Here is a 20,706-nt window from a genome sequence, read left to right on the forward strand (position 1 = left end):
ACCCCAGCAGCACAAGTCCCACCGGCACCGCAGACACCGCCACCGCGCCCGGCACCCGCAGACGCCGCCCCCGCGCCCGGCACCCGCAGTCGCCGCCCCCGCCACCCGACATCTCCACACCGCGCCTCACTCGCCCGGCACCGAGCCGCCCAGCCCATGGACGGGCACGGGCGACTCTCGGTGCGTACGCAGGTGTGGGGCGGGGCTACTACCCCAGGCGGTTGTCGGTCCCCCGAGGCCCGGTCCGCACCGACTCGGCGTTCAGCGTGGGCTGCCAGTCGAAGACGTAGCCACCCTCCATCGGCCCGATGACCACCTCGGCCCCGGCCACGGCACCGGCCTTGGCCAGCTCCGCCTCGACCCCCAGCCGCTCCAGCCGGTCGGCCAGATAACCGACCGCCTCGTCGTTGGTGAAGTCCGTCTGCCGGATCCACCGCTCCGGCTTCTCCCCGGTGACCTGGAACATGTTCTCGTTGACCCGCCGCACCCGGAACCCGGTGTCCCCGAGCTGCTTGGGCCTGATGACCAGCCGCGTGGGCTCCTCGACCGGCTTGTTGGCCCGGGCCGCCGCGACCCACTCGCCCATCGCGTACGTGAGCTCCCGCAGCCCGTCATGCGTGGCCGCCGAGATCGTGTACACCTTCAGCCCGCGGGCCTCGAACTCCGGCTTGACCAGCTCGGCCAGCTCCCGCGCGTCCGGCACGTCGGCCTTGTTCAGCACGATCAGCCGCGGCCGGTCCTCGAGCTTCCCGTACGCCTGCAGCTCCGCCTCGATCACCTCGTAGTCCGTGATCGGATCGCGCCCGGGCTCCATGGTGGCGCAGTCGATGACGTGCACGAGCATGTCGCACCGCTCGACGTGCCGCAGGAACTCGTGCCCGAGCCCCTTCCCCTGCGACGCGCCGGGAATCAGCCCGGGCACGTCGGCGACGGTGAACACGTTCTCTCCGGCCGTCACCACCCCCAGGTTGGGGATCAAGGTGGTGAACGGGTAGTCCGCGATCTTCGGCTTGGCCGCGCTCAGCGCCGCGATCAGCGAGCTCTTCCCCGCGCTCGGGAACCCGACCAGCGCCACGTCGGCGACGCTCTTGAGCTCCAGCATGACGTCGAGCGCGTCCCCCGGCTCGCCGAGCAGCGCGAACCCGGGCGCCTTCCGCTTGGTGGAGGCCAGCGCGGCGTTGCCGAGCCCGCCGTGCCCGCCCTGGGCGATCACGTACCGCGTGCCGGCCCCCACGAGGTCGACCAGCACCTCACCCGTCGCGGCGTCCTTCACCACGGTGCCGTTGGGCACAGGCAGGATCACGTCCTCCCCGTTGGCGCCGTCGCGGTTAGAGCCCTGCCCCTGCTTGCCGTTGTCCGCCTTGCGGTGCGGCCTGCGGTGGTAGTCGAGCAGGGTCGCCGTGTTGGGATCGACCTCCAGGACGACGTCGCCGCCCCGGCCGCCGTTCCCCCCGTCGGGGCCGCCGAGCGGCTTGAACTTCTCCCGGTGGATGGAGGCGCACCCGTTTCCCCCGTCACCGGCGCTGATGTGCAGGACCACCTGGTCCACAAAGTCCGGCATCCCGGCATTTCCTCCATCGCCCCACCAGGGGCATCTCATTCCAACAGCGAGGCCGACCGGCCCCGCCCCCCCCGTTCGCTCCAGACACCCCGGAAAACGCCAAGGGGTGGATCGACACCCGATCGGTTCGATCCACCCCTGAAGCAACAAACCCGAGGTCGACGGAGAAGGAGGAGACCTTACTCCGCGACGGGAACGATGCTCACGGCCCGACGGCCGCGCTTGACACCGAACTGCACGTGACCGGCGGCCAGTGCGAACAGCGTGTCATCGCCACCACGGCCGACGTTGTCGCCGGGGTGGAAGTGGGTGCCACGCTGACGGACGATGATCTCGCCCGCGTTGACCAGCTGACCACCGAAGCGCTTGACGCCCAGACGCTGGGCGTTGGAGTCACGACCGTTCCGGGTGGACGACGCGCCCTTCTTGTGTGCCATCTCTCAAACTCCCGTTCAGGCCTGCTCGATACCGGTGATCTTCACCTGGGTGTACCGCTGACGGTGCCCCTGGCGCTTCTTGTAACCGGTCTTGTTCTTGTACTTGAGAATGCGGATCTTCGGGCCCTTGGTCTCGCCGAGAATCTCGGCGCTGACCATGAACTTGCCCGCCTCGGTGGTCACGTCGCCATCGTTGACGACGAGCACCGTCGGCAGCGAAACCGAAGAGCCGACCTCGCCGGCGACCTTGTCCACCTCGAGGACGTCACCGACGGAGACCTTCTGCTGCCTGCCGCCGCAACGAACGATCGCGTACACCGCGGAACCCTTCTACTGACTCACTGTTGTTTTTCGAACATCAGCCACCTCACGCAGAGGCGACCGCCGAATGCTGCGCCTGTCATTCGGCCTGTCTCAAACCGACGAACCGAGTAAGCGCGCCAACAGGGCACGCCACCTGACGCACCGGTTCACCAGGGTACCGGATTAACGGGCCCCTAGGCGAACCGGACGGATCGTCGGAAGCCGGTCGAGGCTACTCGGCCGACTTGGCTCGGCGGGAGCGTCGCCGCCCTCTGCCGGAAGTCTGGTTTGCCTGGTCGTCCTCGGTCGGGACGTCTTCAAGCGCACCGGTCACGGTATCACGGCCGGCGGAGTCCTTGGCCGCGGAAACCTTGTCCGAGACCGTCTTCTCGATGGCCATCTTCCCCTGCGTGCCACGCGGCTCCGGCTTGGTCTCGACCGGCTCTGTGGAGACGATCAGGCCGCGCCCGTTGCAGCAGTCGCACGGCGTCGAGAACGCCTCCAGCAGCCCCTGACCGACCCGCTTACGCGTCATCTGGACCAGGCCCAGCGAGGTCACCTCGGCCACCTGGTGCTTGGTCCTGTCGCGGGCCAGGCACTCCAGCATCCGCCGCAGCACCAGGTCGCGGTTCGACTCCAGGACCATGTCGATGAAGTCGATGACGATGATGCCGCCGATGTCCCGCAGCCGCAGCTGGCGGACGATCTCCTCGGCCGCCTCCAGGTTGTTCCTGGTGACGGTCTCCTCCAGGTTGCCGCCCTGGCCGGTGAACTTGCCGGTGTTGACGTCGACGACGGTCATCGCCTCGGTACGGTCGATCACCAGCGAGCCGCCGCTGGGCAGCCACACCTTGCGCTCGAGCGCCTTGCCGAGCTGCTCGTCGATCCGGTACGACTCGAACACGTCGCCCTGGTCGCCGTCCCACCTCGACAGGCGCTCGGCCAGGTGCGGAGCGACGTACTTGACGTAGTCGTCGACCGTGTCCCAGGCGTCCTCGCCCTGCACGACCAGCGAGGTGAAGTCCTCGTTGAACACGTCGCGCACGACCCGGATGGTCAGGTCGGGCTCGGCGGACAGCAGCTCCGGCGGGCTGGCCGACTTGGCCTTCTTCTGGATGCTCTCCCACTGCGCCGACAGCCGGGCCACGTCGCGGGCCAGCTCCTCCTCGGAGGCGCCCTCGGCCGCCGTACGCACGATCACACCGGCGTTCTCCGGCATGACCTTCTTCAGGATGCTCTTGAGCCGCGTGCGCTCCTTGTCGGGCAGCTTGCGGCTGATCCCGGTCATCGAGCCGTCGGGCACGTACACCAGGTAGCGACCGGGCAGGCTGATCTGCGACGTGAGGCGGGCGCCCTTGTGGCCGATCGGGTCCTTCGTGACCTGAACGAGCACCGACTGGCCGGACTTCAGGGCCGACTCGATCCGCTTCGGCTGGCCTTCCAGCCCGGCGGTGTCGAAGTTCACCTCACCGGCGTACAGGACGGCGTTCCTGCCCTTGCCGATGTCCACGAACGCGGCCTCCATCGACGGCAGCACGTTCTGCACCTTGCCGAGGTAGACGTTGCCCACGTAGGACTGGCTTGCCTCCCGGTTGACGTAGTGCTCGACGAGCACGCCGTCCTCCAGCACCGCCATCTGCGTACGGTCGCCCTGCCTGCGCACCACCATCATCCGGTCCACGGACTCGCGGCGGGCCAGGAACTCCGACTCGGTGATGATCGGCGGGCGCCTGCGCCCGAGCTCGCGGCCCTCGCGGCGGCGCTGCTTCTTGGCCTCCAGCCGGGTCGAGCCGCGCACGCTCTGCACGCCGTCGGTGGCGGTGTCGAGCGAGCCCGTACGGCCCGAGCGCGGCGCGCGGATGCGCACCACCGTGTTCGGCGGGTCGTCGGTGGCCGGCTCGGCACCCTCGTCGCCACCCCGGCGACGGCGGCGGCGACGACGGCGGGACGAGGTGGCCTCCTCTTCCTGGCCCTCCTCGGTCTGCTCCTCGTCGGCCTCTTCCTCGGCCTCCTCGCCGTCCTCGGCCTCGTCACGCTCGCGCGCCTTGCCGCGGCCCCTGCCGCCCCTGCGGCGGCGACGGCGACGGCCGCCGCCCTCTTCCTCTTCCTGCTCGTCGGAGGTGTCGACGTCGGTCTCTTCCTCGGTCACCGTCTCGTCGACCGGCTCCTCGGCCTCCTCGGGCCCGGCGACGGGCTGCGGCGGCTCGGCCCGCCGGGTGACGACGGGCTTGGCGCGGCTCGGGTCGGGCGCCTGGAACAGCGGCGCGAAGATGGCCGCGGGCCGCTGGAACGCGGCACCCGGCTCGTCCTGCCTGCGCGCGGACAACCCGAACGGGTCGGCGAGCAGGCTGGGCCGCACGTTCTCCTCGTCGAGGTCCTCACCGGCGGGCTCGTCGTCGAGCGGCTCGTCCTCCGGCAGGATCTCCAAGATGTCCTCGTCGGCGTCCTCGGCCACACCGGCCTCCGCCTCGACACCACCGCGCCGACCGGCACCGGCCGCGGCAGCCACATCGCCGCCCACAGCCGCGACGTCGCCGCCGGCCACGTCACCGGCCTGCGCCGTCACGTCACCGGCCGCCTGTCCCGCCGCAGCCGCACGCACGTCGCCGGCGCCGGCCGCCACACCTTCGGCCGCCTCACGAGCGGCATCCTCGTCACCGGCGGCGGCAGCCGCGCGCCCAGCGCGAACCCGGCCACCTGCGCGACCTTCCGCCTTGGCACCCGTGCGAGCCGCCCGGCGACCTGCGCGAGCCCCTGCGGGACCCGCTACCTCAGCCCCTGCGGCGGCTTCCGCCTCAGCACCTGCGGGAGCCTCCGCGCCGGCACCGGCCTCGGCCGTCACTCCGCCATCCAGGCCGCGAGCCGTCGCTCCGGCGTCGCCGCCGGGACCCGCCTCGACGCCGAACGGCGCGGCGGCCTCGCCACCGCCGGAGGGCGCCACAACTTCCGCACCCTCGGCGCGACCGGCCGGAACCTCACCGGCACGGGCAGCGGAGTCCTCCACGGACCGCACCTCGGCGGCCGTCACGGCCTCCTCCGGCTCGGCCTTCTTACGCGTCCTGCGCCGCTTCACCGGCTCGGCGGCCTCGACCGCGGCCTCTGCGGGCGCCCCCTCCTCCGGGAGCGCCTCAGCCTCGGCCTCGGCGGCCTTCTTCGTCGTACGCCGCCGCGTCGTCGTGGCGGTGGACCGCGTCCTGGCGGCCCTCTTCGGCTTCTCAGCCACGGCCTCGGCGACAGCATCGCCCACGGCCGCCTCGACCGGGCTCTCCCCGGCGGGCGCCGCCCCCGTCTCGGGGGTTACCGCACCGCCCTCGGTGCCCACGCCGGCAGGCGCCTCAGCACCGGCGGCGGCCGTACCGGCAGCAGACTCACCAGCGGTGCCGGCGGCAGCCGTACCAGCGGTCGCCGCATGAGAGGCGGCCGCGAGAATCTCAGGCGCAGGCTCTCCCGCCGCCCGCTGAGCGGCGGTGCGCTGCACCGGCTGCACCTCAGCCACCGACGGCGCCGCCTGCGCGGCGGGAACTGTGACCGGAACGGAGGCCGGCTCCTCGGGCAGCTCCGGCGGGGGACCCGCGGGGCGGCTGGCGGAGCGGCGACGCTTGGTCACCTTGGGCTGTTCAATTGTCTCCCCGTCAGGGCCAGTGGCCCCGGCGTTGGGCTCGTTATCGAGCATGCGGGCGCTCTCCCGTCAGCTCCCGGGCGCGTCGCCGCGCCGCGCAGGAGCCCTCGTGTCTCGTTGTCCGCCGGCGTTCCCGAGTCGGGGGCGTCGGCGCCAAGTCCTGTCAGCGGTCGTGCCCGGCTCTCGCCGATCACTTCCTTAACCGGCGACGTGCTCACTCGCCGGTCCCGCCTCGCCGCCGCGCGTGGTGTCGCGGTCCAGGTCGAGCGGGTCAGCAAGTCCACCGGTGCTGGCGTCGAGCGGCCCCTGCGCCAGCCTGGTCACCTCGGGGGGAACCGGCGGCGCGAAGTCGGCCACAAGGCGCAGCCCTGTGAGCACATCGTCGGGTCGAACGGCAGGCGTCATGTGCCGAACAACCATGCGCAGTATGACACACGGTTCTCCAAGCACCTGAGCTGCGATTCTGTCTGTTCCCTCGGACACCACGAGCCCCAGGACCGCCTGCCGCGCGTCGAAGCGGCGGGGCCCCTTCTTGGTGAGGCGCTCGACTTCCACCGTGCCTTCCGCGAGAAACTTCTCCACCGCCACCTCGGCGAGCTCGCGATCGGCACTGGGCAGCCGCACCTCCCAGTCGGAGACCTCCAAGCGGTCGGCCAGCCCCCCCGGACCTGCCTCCACAACGTCGAGCACATCGAGCCCGGGCGGCAGCGACTCGTCAAGCCTCTGCTTGACCTGGTCGGGGTCGCACGGCGTGGTAACACCGATCTCGAGGTATTCGGCTTCGCTGGCGACGCCGGTCGGCGCCGCGCCCGCGTAGGAGATCTTCGGGTGGGGCGAGAAGCCCGCGCTGAAAGCCACCGGAATGCCGGCACGGCGAACCGCTCTCTCAACGGCCCGCGAGATGTCGCGGTGGCTGGTGAAGCGCAGGCGGCCGCGCTTGGCGTAACGCACACGCAGGCGCTGCACCGTGGGCGCGGGCGGAGGCCCTTCGGGAACAGGTTTCAGAGCTTGTCGTCCTTCCCTTGTAAGAGTTCCTTCGTCTCAGGATAAGCCGCGCTGGTGCGTGAACGTGTACGCCGAGACACGGCTCGCCCACTGAGCGCGCTAGACCACCGTAAGAGGAAGGAGTTTCCGCCCCGTAGGACCGATCTGAATTTCTGTGCCCATGGTCGGGCAGACGCCGCAGTCGTAGCACGGAGTCCAGCGGCAGTCCTCGACCTCACCGCCGGAGACGGCCTCCTGCCAGTCCTGCCACAACCATTCGCGGTCGAGCCCGGCGTCGAGGTGGTCCCACGGCAGGACCTCGTTCTCCTCCCGCTCGCGCGTGGTGTACCAGTCGACGTCGACTCCCGCCTTGTCGGCGGCGGCCATCCAGCGCTCGTAGGAGAAGTGCTCGCTCCAGCCGTCGAACCGGCCGCCGCCCTCCCAGACGGCCCTGATCACGGCGCCGACCCTGCGGTCGCCCCGCGACAGCAGGCCCTCCACGATGGACGGCTTGCCGTCGTGGTAGCGGAAACCGATGGCCCGGCCGTACTGCTTGTCGCCCCTCAGCGAGTCGCGCAGCGCCTTGAGCCGCCGGTCGACGGTCTCGTGGTCGGCCTGCCCGGCCCACTGGAACGGCGTGTGCGGCTTGGGCACGAAGCCGCCGATGGAGACCGTGCAGCGGATGTCGCGGCTGCCGGTCGCCTCGCGGCCCGCCTGGATGACCTTCTTGGCCAGGTCGGCGATGCCCAGGACGTCTTCGTCCATCTCGGTGGGCAGCCCGCACATGAAGTAGAGCTTGACCTGCCGCCACCCCTGCGAATAGGCCGTGGTGACGGTGCGGATCAGGTCTTCCTCGGTGACCATCTTGTTGATCACCTTGCGCATCCGCTCCGAGCCGCCCTCGGGCGCGAACGTCAGGCCCGAGCGCCTGCCGTTCCTGGAGAACTCGTTGGCCAGGTCGATGTTGAAGGCGTCGACCCTGGTCGAGGGCAGCGACAGCGAGGTGTTGGTGCCCTCGTAGCGGTCGGCCAGGCCCTTGGCCACGTCGGCGATCTCGGAGTGGTCGGCGGAGGACAGCGACAGCAGGCCCACCTCGTTGAAGCCGGACTCCTTGATGCCGTTCTCGACCATCGCCCCGATCGTGGTGATGGACCGCTCGCGCACCGGACGCGTGATCATGCCTGCCTGGCAGAACCGGCACCCGCGCGTGCAACCGCGGAAGATCTCCACGCTGAACCGCTCGTGCACCGTCTCGGCCAGCGGCACCAGCGGTTTCTTCGGATAGGGCCACTCGTCGAGGTCCATCACGGTGTGCTTGTGCACCCGCCACGGCACGTCGGCCCGGTTGGGCGCGACCCGCTTGATGCGGCCGTCGGCGTGGTAGTCGACGTCGTAGAACTTCGGCACGTAGACCCCGCCGGACTCGGCGAGCCGCATCAGCAGCTCGTCACGCCCGCCCGGTCTGCCCTCGGCCTTCCACTCGCGGATGACCTCGCTGATGGCGATGGAGATCTGCTCCCCGTCGCCGAGCACGGCCGCGTCGAGGAAGTCGGCGATGGGCTCGGGGTTGAAGGCCGCGTGGCCGCCCGCGAGCACGATCGGGTCGTCCTCGCCGCGGTCCACGGCCAGCAGCGGGATGCCGGCCAGATCGAGGGCGGTCAGCATGTTGGTGTAGCCGAGCTCGGTCGAGAACGAGACCCCGAGCACGTCGAAGGCGCGCACCGGCCGGTGCGCGTCGACGGTGAACTGCGGGACGCCCTCGGCCCGCATGAGCGCCTCCAGATCGGGCCAGACCGCGTAGGTGCGCTCGGCCAGCGTGCGGGGGAGCTCGTTGAGGATCTCGTAGAGGATGGCCACACCCTGGTTGGGCAGCCCGACCTCGTAGGCGTCCGGGTACATCAACGCCCACCGCACGTCGGCGGAGTCCCAGTCCTTGACGGTCGAGTTGAGCTCACCCCCGACATACTGGATGGGCTTCTGCACCTTGGGCAGCAGCGCTTCCAGGCGGTGGAATATCGACTCGACAGGCATACCGTCCAGGGTAGCGGCGCTCAGACGGTGGCAGGTCCGGGGATGTCGATGTCGTTTCCGCTGAGCACCATGATGTGGTGCCCCTCGTAGCAGGTCAGCTCAACGGCGATGACACCGCTCTGGAGGTTGTGTACGCCGATGACATGGTTCGCGGGCAGCAGAAAGCGCTCCTCGCACTCATCGCAGTAGGCCAAGAACATACCTCTAATTAAACGACTGTCTTCGCACCCTGATGGCTTGAAGAAGCCCAATCGCAATGAGATTGGCAAAGGTGGCGGTGCCGCCATATGACACGAATGGCAGCGGCAGCCCGGTGATCGGCATGATCCCGATCGTCATGCCCACATTGATGAACGTCTGGAACGCGAACCAGCACACGATCGTGCCGGCGACCAGCGTCCCGAACCTGTCCTCGCACTGCCTGGCGATCTTCAGCCCGCGCAGCAGCACCACCCCGAGCAGCAGCACCACCGTGACCGACCCGAGGAACCCGAACTCCTCGCCCGCCACCGTGAAGATGAAGTCGGTGTGCTGCTCGGGCACGAACCGCCCGGTCGTCTGCCCGCCCCCGAGCAACCCCTTCCCGAGCAGTTGCCCGGAGCCGATCGCGATCATCGACTGGGTGCTGTTGTAGCCGACCCCGCGCGGGTCCACGCTCGGATCGACGAACGCGGTGAACCGCGCCACCTGGTACGGCTCCAGCATCTGGAAGTAGAACACCGCGAACACCCCGGCGCCCGCCGCCAGCGTCAGCACCCCGATCCACCGCTTGCGCACCCCCGAGATGATCAGCCCCGCGGCCGTGATCACCCCCAGCACCAGCGCCGTACCCAGGTCCGGCTGGAGCATCACCAGCCCGATCGTGATCCCGGCGGCGATCAGCGCCAGCACCACGTCGAGCCCGCGCGGCCGATCCGTCCCCTCCGCCGGTTGCGCCAGCAACATCGCGATGATCAGCAGCAGCCCCACCTTGGCGAACTCGGACGGCTGCACCGCGAACCCACCGCCGAGCAGGATCCACGAGTGCGACCCGTTGATCGTCGCCCCCAGCGGCGTGATCACCAGCCCCAGCCCCACCAGGGACAACAGGAACACCAGAGGCGCATACGCCCGCATCGCCCGGTGATCCACCATGGCCACGATCCCGCACAGGACCACGCCGATGACCTCGTTGAGCAGGTGCTTCTTCACCAGCCCCGTCGAGCCCGGCGCCCAGGTCCTGGTGGACGACCACACCAGCAGCGTGCCGATCACGCACAGCCCGGCCACCGCGACCAGCATCAGCCCGTCGAGCCGCCGCACCGTCGAGTTCTCGCGAGCCATCCGCCGCAACAAGGAGGGCCGCCGAACGGCCACCGTCCGCGCCATCACCCCTCAACCCCCAACCCAACCCCAACGCCCAAGCCCCCACAAATCCCCCAGTCCACCCCAACCCCGCCTAGAACCACAACCCACCCAGGCATCCCCCAAGCTCCAGACCCGACCCCGACCCCCACACCCCCGCGCATCCCGAACACCACCCACCCGCACCCTCCGACAACCGACCCCACCCCGGCCGCACACCCGCACTTCCGTGGGACCGCCCCAGCCCCCACCGAACGCCCGCACTTTCGTGGGATCGCCCCAACCCCCGCCACCACTCGCCCGCTCATCCCCCGGCCACCATCCCGTCGGGCGAGAACGTCGGCAGTCGCGTGGTCAGCCGCCCACCCGGCACGGCGGGCTTGCGCTTGATGCCGTAGATCCCCTCGTAGATCTCCCGCACGGCCGGAGCCGCCGTCTGCGCCCCCATCCCACCCTGGGACACCATCACGACCACCACGTACTGCGGGTTCTTCGTCGGCGCGAACGACGCGAACCACGAGGTGTCCTTCTTCCCCCAGACCTCAGCCGTACCGGTCTTGCCACCCACCCGCACCTTGTTCATCGGGAACCCGGCGAAGGCCCCCGCCGCGGTGCCGTCCTGGGCCACCTGGCTGAGCGCGTTCTTGATGTACAGGCGCTCCTTCTGGGTGAGCGGCAACTTGCCCACCACCGGCACGGGTATGGTCCTGACCACCTTGCCGTCGGGCCGCACCTGCGCCCACCCGATGCGCGGGCTGCGCAGCTTGCCGTCGCTCACCAGCGCCATGTACGCCCTGGCCAGCTGCATCGGCGTCACCAGCACGTCACCCTGCCCGATGGAGAAGTTGGCCGAGTCACCGGGCCGCAGCAGGAACCCCTCGGTGCAGTTCTCCAGCGCCAGCCGCTTCAGGAACTCGGCCCGCGCCCTGTCCTTCACCTCCGGATAGCCCTTGCGCGACCGTTCGCAGTTGACCGCGCTGGTCTTGTTCCACAGGTCCTTCTTCCAGGCCCGGTCGGGGATCCGGCCGGAGGACTCGCCGGGCAGGTCCACGCCGGTCGGGTTGCCGAACCCGAACGACCTGGCCATGTTGGCGAACACCTCCTTCGTGGCCTTCTTCGGATGCCGCCCGCCGTCCTTGAGGTATTGCTCGTACGCCGCCCGGTAGAAGATCGTGTCGCACGACTTGACCAGCGCCGTGTGCAGGGAGAGTGTGCCCAGCGCGATGCCGCGGAAGTTGTTGAAGGCCCGGCCGCCCACGGCGTACGAGCCCGGGCAGGAGTATTGGCCGTTCAGCGGATAGCCCGCCCGCAACATCGCCGCCACCGACGAGATCTTGAACGTCGAACCCGGCGCGAACTGGCCGTTGATCGCCCGCGACACGAGCGGCTTGCCGGACTTCTCCGACAGCAGCCACTGGTATCCGCGCGCCGAGATCCCGCCTCCCCAGATCTCCGGGTCGTACCCGGGCGCGCTGGCCAGGGCCACGACCCGCCCCGTACGCGCGTCGAGCACCACCCCGGCCCCTCCGTCGGCCCCCGGGGCGGACTTCATCGCCTTCCCGAGCGCCTTCTCCACCACCGCCTGCACCCGCGAGTCGATGCTGGTCACCAGATGGTCGCCGGGAATGGGCGTCACCTGCTCCTCGACCCCGAGCGCCTTGCCCATCCGGTCGACCTGTACCCTGCGCAGGCCGGCCTTGCCCCGCAGCGCGTCGTCGTAGACGTATTCGAGCCCGTCACGCCCGGCCAGGTCCACCCCGGAGAAGCTGGCCTTCAGCCCCTCCCGCTTCTCCAGCTCCGCCTCGGTGACCGGCTGCAGGTAGCCGAGCATCTGCGCCCCGGCCCGGCCCCCCGGATATTGCCGGACAGAGTGGATCTCCGCCGTCACCCCGGGGAACTCCTCCTGCCGCTCCAGGATCTGCAGCGCCTCGCGCGTGTCCACCTTCTCGTCCAGCGGAACCGGCTGGTACGGCGACCCCGTCCAGCACGGCTTGCCGACCCCCGGCCCGCAGGGCGTGATGCGCTGCTGCAGGTCCGCGACCGGCTTCCCGAGCACCGAGGACAGCTTGCGCAGCACCTTGATGCCGCCGTCCTTCATCCTGGACAGGCGGGTCCTGTCCACGGAGACCACGAGCGCGGTCTTGTTGCGCACCAGCGGCCGTCCCGACGAGTCGAGGATCTGCCCCCGCACGGCGGGCACGATCACGGCCCGTGTCCGGGTCTCCGTCGCCCGCGTCACGAACTCCTGCCCGCGCACCACCTGCACCTGCCACAGCCGCACGGCCAGCACCACGAGCAGCGTCAGCACGAGCAGGTGCAGCACCAGCAGCCGGGCCCGCATCCTCATCATGTCGAGAACCTCGCCTGTCTGCCCCGCATGGTCAGCCAGATCACGACCGGCGAGACCACCAGCGTGTAGACGATCGTGACGGGCACCTGCTCGGTCAGCGTGGACATCGTCACCCGCGGATCGGAGATCAGCCCGCCCACGGCCGCCGCCAGCAACGGCGCCATCAGCACGCACAGCACGACGGTGGTCACGGGCCCGCCCGCGCCCCGCCCGGCGACGTAGCCGACGAGCGCCATCACGAACGCGTACTGGCCCGCCAGATGCGCGGACGGCGGCATGACGTCGACCAGCAACCCGGCGAAGAACCCGAGCACGGCCCCGGGCGCGGGCCCCCGGGCCAGCGCGGCACCGATGACGGCCAGCAACACCAGGTCGGGCGCGCCCCCGGCGGGCAGCGGCACCCGGTTGACCAGCATCACCTGCGCCAGCAGCGCCAGCACCACGGAGACTCCCCCGATCACCGCGCCCCCTCCTTGGCGGGCAGCACGGCGTCACGGGGATCCCGCTTGGGCGCCTCCACCACCACGCCGACCGCGTCCAGCGCAGTCAGATCCGCGTACGGCCGGGCATAAGCGATCCGCGTCAGCTCCCCGGGTGTGGACTCCACCCGCTCGATCACCCCGATCGGCACCCCCGGCACGTACGGCGTCCCGCGCTGCGACCCGAAGCTCACGATCCGCCCGCCCCTGCTCAACGGCGCCGTCGAGTCGAGCAGCCGGAACTGCACGAGGCGCCCGTGCTCCCCCACCCCGTGCACGACGCCGATCTCCTTGCCCCCTTCGAGCCGCGCCCCGGCGGCCGAGGCGGGATCGCTGATCAGCACCACCGTCGAGGTGCGCGAGGAGGCGTGCACGACCCGGCCCACCAGCCCGTCGCCGTTGAGCACGGTCATCTCCGGCCGCACCCCGTCGTTCGTGCCGACGTCGATCTGCACGGCGTCCTCGAACCCCGGCTGGCCGCGCCTGGCGATCACGGTGCCCGTCACCACCCGGTATCCCCCGGCCCCGGCCAGCCCCAGCAACTGCTTGAGCTCCTTGGCGCGGTCGGCGTCGAGCTTGCCGGCCAGCAGGCCGGACCGCAGCTTGGCGTTCTCCTCCTTGAGCGCTTCGATGCGATCCTTCGCGCTCGGCGCGGTCAGGATCGCGTGCACGAACCCGCCCACGGGCCGGACGACCCCGCCGCCGATTTGCTCCGCCGTGCCGAACAGATAGGCCCCGGCCGCGCGCAGCGGGCGCAGCGGAGAGCTGTCGCCGGTGCGGTGGTCAACGGTCAGGATGACCAGCGCCGCCGTCAGCAGCACTCCCAGGATCAGCCGGGCACGGCGTGAGTCTCTCATCAGTGTCGCGACTCCGGCACCAGGACCTGCTGGAGGGCCTCGAACTCCTCCGCGCACTTGCCGGAGCCGATGGCGACCGAGTCGAGGGCGTTGTCGACCAGGTGCACGGGCATGCCCGTCTCGGCCTTGACCCGCTCACCGAGCCCCTTGAGCAGCGCGCCCCCGCCGGTGAGCGCGATGCCGCGGTCCATGATGTCGCCGGACAGCTCGGGCGGGCACTTGTCGAGCGTGGTCTTGACCGCGTCGACGATCGCGTTGACCGGCTCCTCGGTGGCCTTCCTGATCTCCTCGCTCGACACGATGATCGTCTTGGGCAGCCCGCTGACCAGGTCGCGCCCGCGCACCTCCGCGTGCGACTCCTCGCCGAAGGGACACGCCGAGCCGATGGCGATCTTGATCTCCTCGGCGGTGCGCTCGCCCAGCATCAGCGAGTACTCCTTCTTGGCGAAGGCGATCACCGCCTGGTCGAGCTCGTCACCGCCAATCCTGATCGACTGGCTCGTGACCACGCCGCCCATCGAGATGATCGCCACCTCGGTGGTGCCCCCGCCGATGTCGACCACCATGTTCCCGGTCGGCTCGTGCACCGGCAGCCCTGCCCCGATGGCGGCGGCCATGGGCTCCTCGACGATGTAGACCTTCCGGGCACCCGCCTGGTATCCGGCCTCTTTCACCGCCCGCTGCTCAACGCTCGTGATGCCACTGGGCACGGCGATGATGATGCGCGGCTTTGCGAAATGCCGGCGTTTGTGCACCCTCTGGATGAAATATCGCAACATCCGTTCGGTGACGTCGAAGTCTGCGATCACGCCGTCCTTGAGCGGGCGGACCGCGATGATATTGCCAGGCGTACGACCGATCATTCGCTTGGCTTCTATGCCGACCGCCACGATCTTGCCGGTCGCGGTGTTGATCGCGACGACTGACGGCTCATTGAGCACGATGCCGCGGCCACGCACGTAGACCAACGTGTTGGCGGTGCCCAGGTCGACCGCCATGTCACGGCCGAGGAACGCGAGCTTGCTGCCCATGGGGAACGGAGCCCTCCGTAACGTCGTTCGCGAGTGACTACGGATTGAATTCGAATCGTAACGTGACGTACCCACCGATGGGCGCAATGAGCCATCGCGCCCGTCAAAAATCTCCAGCCCCTACCTCAACCGCAATTTTGCCCGGATTGCACCACAACATCCGACCGAGCGCTGGAACGATCCAACTATCAACCCTGAGGAACCCTACGGTAAGCGCCCGACAAAATCCGCCCCGCAACACCGGCTCCCGAACCACCGGCGACGCGAGCAACCATACGGCCGGTCACCGACAGAAATGACCTCGCAGAAAGTGCCGCACAGAACCAGAAAGGCCCTACTGCAAAGCACACGCGCCCGCACAGCCGGAGCTGCACGGGCGCGCGAGGAACAAACCTCCCCCGGACCGCCACGAACAGGCCGCGGCGCGAGCGAGGGAGAGATCGGGATCGGCTAGAACCGGTCCGGGAAGAAGATCTTGATCTCCCTGGCGGCCGACTCGGGCGAGTCGGAGCCGTGGACGACGTTCTCGCCGATCTCGAGGGCGTGGTCGCCGCGGATCGTGCCGGGAGCCGACTTGACCGGGTCGGTCGCGCCGGCGAGCGCACGGAAGGCCTCGACGGCGCGCGGACCCTCGAGCACTAGGGCGACGAGCGGCCCCGAGGTGATGAACTCGACGAGCTCGCCGAAGAACGGCCGCTCGGAGTGCTCGGCGTAGTGCGCCTTGGCGGTGTCGGCGTCGAGGGTGCGCAGGTCCATCGCCACGACCTTGAGGCCCTTGCGCTCCACACGGGCGATCACGTCACCGATGAGGCCGCGCTTAACCCCGTCGGGCTTGATCAGGACAAGAGTGCGCTCGGACACTTGAAGTTCTCCTTCGAACAGAGTGGGGTCGCGGCTGCGGGCCGCGAGGACGCTCGCGGGGCACGTTTGCCCGCACGTCGCCGTAGCAGGGCCCTCAGCTTACCGTCCCGAGCCCCTGCCCTCGTTTCCCCGCGGGAAGCCCGGGCCACGAGTTCCTTACGACGAAGCGGTGTCCTCGGGCGAATGCCCCTGCGGCGGCACCGCCGGCGCGGACCGCCCCTCACCCTCACCGGCGGTCTCGGCGCTGCCGAACGCGCCCTTGGCCGACACGGGCAGTACGACACGCGGGATCGCCCCGGTAGGCCGGTCCTCGTCGTCCCCGCCATCCTCGGCATCGGTGCGCTCCGGCGCCCGTACGAGCAGCACGTCCCTGGGAGAGGGCATGCCCGCGCAGGGAACGGGCGGTGTGTCAGGCTCGTCGCCCTCCCCACCCGGCGACCCCCGCCCGGGACGCCGCGCCATCACGGCGGCCAGCACGATGATCGCCACCACCAGGAACCCGCCGATCAACGCCCACCAGTGCAGCGCACCCACGAAGCTGTCGACGAGCTCCTGCGCCGAGCGCACCCCGTCCAGCATCGACATCTGCACCCCCGTGCCGAGCAGGAACCCCGCCAGCACGCCCGCGCAGCACAGCGACAGCCCGAACGTCGCCGTACCGATGCCGACATCCTGCAGCGCGGCCGTCAGCGCCACCGCCGCCCCGGCCGCGAGCAGGCTGAACGGCACCGCCAGCACCAGCCCGTCAGCGGACGGCACCACGAGCCGCACCGAGCACAGCCCGACGACCATGGCCAGCAACCCCAGGGGCGCCAGCCAGCGCCCGGACGTCCGGCACAACAGCCGCACCGCCACCGAGGAGGCGATCGCGAGCAGCCCGGCCACGGTGTACGGCACCCACAGCCCCCGCAGCCCCGGCCCGCCGAGACCGCCCATCTCCACCAGCGTGACCTGAGCGGCGCTGGGCAGCAGCACGACACCGACCGCCACCATCGTGAACGCCAGCGTACGGCTCTCCGCGGCCCCGATCGAAGCCAGCGCCAGCAGCCCCACGACCGCCACGACCGCCAGCAGGATCACGGGGACGGCCCGCCACCCCTCGCTGGCCGTGCTGATCGCCACGGCCGCGATCCCCGCCGCGGGCACGGCGGAGAGCAGCAGCCGGCTGCCCTCGCGGCCGACAGGACCGGGCGCGGCGGGCCTCCCGGACAACATCCACACCGCCAGGTGAGCGGCGGCCAGGCCGAGCGCGACCCCCGTCACCAGCGGGTACGGCTGCAGCGTGACCCGCCAGCTGTCCACCTCGTCGAGCGGCCACAGCGCCAGCGCCTGCGCCGTGAGCAGGCTCAGGCTGAACACCCCCACCCACAGCGCCCGCAGGGCCGGCACGCGGTCCCACACGGCCGCCAGTGTGGCGGGCAGGATCAGCCCGGCACCGATGCCCCGCGCCACCCGAACCGCGCCGACCACGAGCTCGGAGCCCGCGTAACCACCGGCGGCTTCGGACAGCGCCATCAGCGCCAGCCCTCCGACCAGCAGATGAGCCACCGGAACGCGGCGCAGCGCGGCGGCCGCGAGCGGGACGGTCAGCATCAGCGCGGGCAGGGCGAGCCCGTGCGTACGCATGAGCCCGGCCTGGTCGAGGTCGCCGGGCAGCAGCCTGGCGACGACGGAGAGCGTGTTGGGTATCGCGACCACCGCCAGGGGCAGCGACGCGACGACGAGCAGCCCGAGCAAGGTGTCGAGCAACCATTGATGTCCGAGGCGCGCCTGATGCGGCGGCCGCGAAATCGGGGGGACGGCCATGTTGGCCGACTTTAGCGGGAAGTAGCGCCCTCGACACGGCGAGCGACCATAATCGCCGTGATCCACAGTGCCGCGAAGATCGCGCCGAGGAAGAACATGGTCGGAACGAGGAAGCCCGCGCAGATGGCCAGCACCTGTACGAGGCTGCCGAGCACGTAGCCGAAAGGCCTCTTGAGCAGGCCCGCGGCGACCACGCACAACACGGCGAGACCGATGCCGACAGTCACCGCGAGCCAGGGCTCCGCCCCCACCACGGCGATCGCCACGGGCGTAATGAGCCCTGCGACGATCGCCTCCATGCCGAGCACGCTGGCGCCGAGCCTGCGCATGCCGGGGGTGACCGCGAAATTCATCATGTGCCGTCCGCCTTGAGCAGCTGCCGCGCGTCACCCGCCGTGACGACGGACCCCGTGATGAACACGCCAGTGCCGCTGAACTCGCCTGCGGCGTCGGCGATGCCGATGCCCCTGTCGATGGCGTCGTCGAGCCGGTCGACGACGTGTACGCGATCCTCACCGAAGAGCGGCACCGCCAGCGCCGCCAGCTCCTCCGGGGACATGGACCTGGGCGAGGAGTTACGCGTGACGATGATCTCCTCGAGGATCGGCTCCAGCAGCTCCAGCAGCCCCGCGACGTCCTTGTCGCGCATGACCGCGACCACGCCGATCATCTTCGCGAAGTCGAACGCCTCGTGCAGCCCCTCCAGGGTGGCCTGCATGCCACCCGGGTTGTGCGCCGCGTCGATCACGACCGTCGGGGTGCGCCGGACGACCTCCATCCGCCCCGGGGAGGACGCCTGCGCGAACGCCTGGCGGACGAGCTCGACGTCGAGCGGATCGTCACCGCCCGTGAGCGCCTCGACGGCGGCCAGCGCGCACACAGCGTTGCTCGCCTGATGAGCACCGTAGAGCGGAAGGTAGACCTCTTCGTAGACACCCTTGAGCCCGCGCAGCGTGAGCAGTTGCCCGCCGATCGCCACCTCGCGGTTCAGCACCCCGAACTCGAGCCCTTCGCGCGCGACGACCGCGCCCACCTCGGCGGCCCGCCGCATCAGCACCTCGGCGGCGGCGAGCTCCTGCTGGGCGAACACGGCGGTGGCGCCGGGCTTGATGATGCCCGCCTTCTCCGAGGCGATGCTCGGGATGTCGGGGCCGAGCCGGTCGGTGTGGTCGAGCGAGATCGGCGTGACCACCGACACCGTCCCGTCTGCCACGTTCGTGGCGTCCCAGGACCCGCCCATGCCGGCCTCCACGACGGCGACGTCGACCGGCGTGTCGGCGAACGCCGCGAACGCCATGGCCGTCAGCAGCTCGAAAAACTGGATCCGCCGCCCCTGGGTGTCGGTCAGCTCGACATAAGGAATGATCTCCTCATAGACCTGGCTGAACCGCTCCTCGCTGAGCATCTCCCCGTCCACGGTGATCCGCTCGCGCATCGACACCAGGTGCGGGCTGGTGAACCGCCCCACCCTCAGGTTGCGCTCCCTGAGCAGGGCCTCGACCAGCCGCGCCGTGCTGGTCTTGCCGTTGGTGCCGGCGATGTGTATGACAGGGTACGCCCGCTGCGGCGAGCCGAGCAGGTCAAGAAGAGCCGCGATCCGATCGAGCGTCGGCTCGAAATCCCACTCGACGCCACGATCCATGATCGCGCGTTCAACCGCACGATAATCCACCCCTCAACCCTACTGACCGCCGATAGCGCTCCGTACGCGGGGCGAACATATTGCGGACCATATGGAAAAGTGGAGGGTACTCACCGCGACGGCCGGGATGCCACGTTGGGAAACAGCCCGCCCCACCCCCGGCGGGCCGCTCAAGAGGAGGCCATCGTGGAAGGCGAGCACACTCGCGCGGACAAGCAAGGCGGCATCAGCAGAAAGACGCTGTTCAAGGCGGCTCTCATAGCGGCACCCGTACCCTTACTGGTCGGAGAGGTCCCGGCCCTGGCGCGGAAGGCGGCCGGCCGCGGCGGACCGCTCACCCCCACCCCCTCCTGCGACGACGGCGACGACCCCACACCCCCGCAGACGGAGGGTCCCTACTTCAAGCCGAGCTCCCCCCAGCGCACAGTCCTCCCCGGCACGGGCACGGCGCTGACGGTCAGCGGGTACGTCTTCGGCCTGGCCTGCCAGCCCCTGGCCAACGTGCTGCTGGACTTCTGGCAGGCCGACAGGAACGGCGCGTACGACAACGTCACGTACAACTTCCGCGGTCACCAGTACACAAACGCCCAGGGCGCCTTCAAGCTCACCACCATCGTGCCCGGCCTCTATCCGGGGCGTACGCTGCACATCCACGTGAAGGCGCAGGCCCCAGGGCGGCCGGTCCTGACGACGCAGCTCTACTTCCCCGGCGAACCCCGCAACAACACCGACACCCTCTTCGACCCCGCCCTGCTCATGAACGTGCGCACGGTGGGGACGGGCAGGGAGGCCACGTTCGACTTCGTGCTCAACGTCCCGGGCGTACCGCCCACGGACGCCCCGACGAGTCCGCCTCCGGGCGGCGGCACCTGGCGGGTTGGGGTGGCCTACCAGGCGGGTGACCAGGTCACGTATGGAGGCGCGGCGTACCGGTGCCTGCAGGGGCACCAGTCACAGGCCGGCTGGGAACCACCCAACGTCCCCGCCCTGTGGCAACGCGCCTGACCTTCAGGTCCCCGAACGCAAGAGAGGGCCACCTCAGCTGCTGGGGGTGGCCCTCATTGCACACAAAAAAGGGCCCCGACGCGTTGGCGTCGGGGCCCTCCCATAAAGATTGTCCGGCGGTGACCTACTCTCCCACACCCTCCCGAGTGCAGTACCATCGGCGCTGAGAAGCTTAACTTCCGGGTTCGGAATGTAACCGGGTGTTTCCTTCCCGCCATAACCGCCGTAACCCTATGAAACACACAAGCACACTGCTTGCTGCCTCAGAATCACATAGTGGACGCGAGCAAAAACTCGAAAGTATGCTTTGTGGTCAAGTCCTCGGCCTATTAGTACCGGTCAGCTCCACACGTTACCGTGCTTCCACCTCCGGCCTATCAACCCGGTCGTCTACCG

At 69.9% G+C, this 20,706-nt stretch carries 17 protein-coding genes and 2 rRNA genes; 1 reads left to right on the plus strand and 18 read right to left on the minus strand.

All coding sequences use genetic code 11. From position 1 onward, the window contains the following. Positions 1 to 208 precede the first annotated feature (208 nt). The 16 genes from obgE to AB0J69_RS06160 form a co-directional block, all read right to left on the minus strand. On the minus strand, positions 209 to 1,561 hold the full coding sequence (gene obgE / locus AB0J69_RS06085) for a GTPase ObgE (protein WP_364113377.1): 1,353 nt from the start codon (positions 1,559 to 1,561) through the stop codon (positions 209 to 211). Positions 1,562 to 1,740: 179 nt separating this feature from the next. After that, positions 1,741 to 1,998 carry a 50S ribosomal protein L27 gene (rpmA, locus tag AB0J69_RS06090; protein ID WP_012893687.1) on the minus strand — a complete coding sequence of 86 codons (258 nt, stop codon included), beginning with the start codon at positions 1,996 to 1,998 and terminating at the stop codon, positions 1,741 to 1,743. A 15-nt stretch (positions 1,999 to 2,013) separates the two neighbouring features. After that, on the minus strand, positions 2,014 to 2,316 hold the full coding sequence (gene rplU, locus AB0J69_RS06095; protein WP_357867130.1) for a 50S ribosomal protein L21: 303 nt from the start codon (positions 2,314 to 2,316) through the stop codon (positions 2,014 to 2,016). A gap of 217 nt (positions 2,317 to 2,533) precedes the next feature. Further along, on the minus strand, positions 2,534 to 5,623 hold the full coding sequence (locus tag AB0J69_RS06100) for an Rne/Rng family ribonuclease (RefSeq protein ID WP_364113379.1): 3,090 nt from the start codon (positions 5,621 to 5,623) through the stop codon (positions 2,534 to 2,536). Between the two features lie 495 nt (positions 5,624 to 6,118). Beyond that, positions 6,119 to 6,886, minus strand: coding sequence for a TIGR03936 family radical SAM-associated protein (locus AB0J69_RS06105; protein ID WP_364113381.1), 768 nt, complete (start codon positions 6,884 to 6,886; stop codon positions 6,119 to 6,121). 138 nt (positions 6,887 to 7,024) lie between these two features. Further along, entirely contained in the window at positions 7,025 to 8,935 is a 1,911-nt protein-coding gene (locus tag AB0J69_RS06110) for a TIGR03960 family B12-binding radical SAM protein (protein ID WP_364113383.1), read from the minus strand. A gap of 20 nt (positions 8,936 to 8,955) precedes the next feature. Further along, entirely contained in the window at positions 8,956 to 9,135 is a 180-nt protein-coding gene (locus AB0J69_RS06115) for a hypothetical protein (protein ID WP_364113385.1), read from the minus strand. Positions 9,136 to 9,139: 4 nt separating this feature from the next. Further along, a complete protein-coding gene (gene rodA, locus AB0J69_RS06120; protein ID WP_364113387.1) occupies positions 9,140 to 10,258 on the minus strand; it encodes a rod shape-determining protein RodA in 1,119 nt (372 codons plus the stop codon). 325 nt (positions 10,259 to 10,583) lie between these two features. Beyond that, positions 10,584 to 12,629 carry a penicillin-binding protein 2 gene (gene mrdA, locus AB0J69_RS06125; RefSeq protein ID WP_364113389.1) on the minus strand — a complete coding sequence of 682 codons (2,046 nt, stop codon included), beginning with the start codon at positions 12,627 to 12,629 and terminating at the stop codon, positions 10,584 to 10,586. Next, on the minus strand, positions 12,626 to 13,090 hold the full coding sequence (gene mreD, locus AB0J69_RS06130) for a rod shape-determining protein MreD (protein WP_364113391.1): 465 nt from the start codon (positions 13,088 to 13,090) through the stop codon (positions 12,626 to 12,628). The genes mrdA and mreD overlap by 4 nt, the downstream gene beginning before the upstream one ends. Further along, positions 13,087 to 13,965 carry a rod shape-determining protein MreC gene (gene mreC / locus AB0J69_RS06135; protein ID WP_364113393.1) on the minus strand — a complete coding sequence of 293 codons (879 nt, stop codon included), beginning with the start codon at positions 13,963 to 13,965 and terminating at the stop codon, positions 13,087 to 13,089. The genes mreD and mreC overlap by 4 nt, the downstream gene beginning before the upstream one ends. Further along, positions 13,965 to 14,996, minus strand: a complete 1,032-nt coding sequence (locus tag AB0J69_RS06140; RefSeq protein WP_364113395.1) for a rod shape-determining protein — start codon at positions 14,994 to 14,996, stop codon at positions 13,965 to 13,967. Before AB0J69_RS06140 ends, mreC begins: the two co-directional genes overlap by 1 nt. 450 nt (positions 14,997 to 15,446) lie before the next feature. Continuing rightward, entirely contained in the window at positions 15,447 to 15,857 is a 411-nt protein-coding gene (gene ndk / locus AB0J69_RS06145) for a nucleoside-diphosphate kinase (protein WP_090773482.1), read from the minus strand. 156 nt (positions 15,858 to 16,013) lie between these two features. Next, positions 16,014 to 17,606, minus strand: a complete 1,593-nt coding sequence (locus tag AB0J69_RS06150; protein ID WP_364113397.1) for a hypothetical protein — start codon at positions 17,604 to 17,606, stop codon at positions 16,014 to 16,016. Positions 17,607 to 17,674: 68 nt separating this feature from the next. Next, complete coding sequence (locus AB0J69_RS06155) at positions 17,675 to 18,019, minus strand: DUF4233 domain-containing protein (RefSeq protein WP_364113399.1); 345 nt, start codon at positions 18,017 to 18,019, stop codon at positions 17,675 to 17,677. Then, positions 18,016 to 19,305, minus strand: a complete 1,290-nt coding sequence (locus AB0J69_RS06160; protein ID WP_364113419.1) for a folylpolyglutamate synthase/dihydrofolate synthase family protein — start codon at positions 19,303 to 19,305, stop codon at positions 18,016 to 18,018. Before AB0J69_RS06160 ends, AB0J69_RS06155 begins: the two co-directional genes overlap by 4 nt. A 186-nt stretch (positions 19,306 to 19,491) precedes the next feature. On the opposite strand from AB0J69_RS06160, the gene AB0J69_RS06165 reads away from it, so the two are divergent. Next, positions 19,492 to 20,310, plus strand: coding sequence for a carbohydrate-binding protein (locus AB0J69_RS06165; protein WP_364113401.1), 819 nt, complete (start codon positions 19,492 to 19,494; stop codon positions 20,308 to 20,310). A gap of 111 nt (positions 20,311 to 20,421) precedes the next feature. Here the strand turns inward: AB0J69_RS06165 and rrf are convergent. Both rrf and AB0J69_RS06175 read right to left on the minus strand, forming a co-directional pair. Beyond that, positions 20,422 to 20,538, minus strand: a 5S ribosomal RNA gene (rrf, locus tag AB0J69_RS06170). 81 nt (positions 20,539 to 20,619) lie between these two features. Beyond that, positions 20,620 to 20,706, minus strand: a 23S ribosomal RNA gene (locus AB0J69_RS06175); the annotation flags it as partial.

The sequence above is a fragment of the Nonomuraea sp. NPDC049709 genome, from assembly GCF_040674815.1.
Taxonomy (GTDB): domain Bacteria; phylum Actinomycetota; class Actinomycetes; order Streptosporangiales; family Streptosporangiaceae; genus Nonomuraea.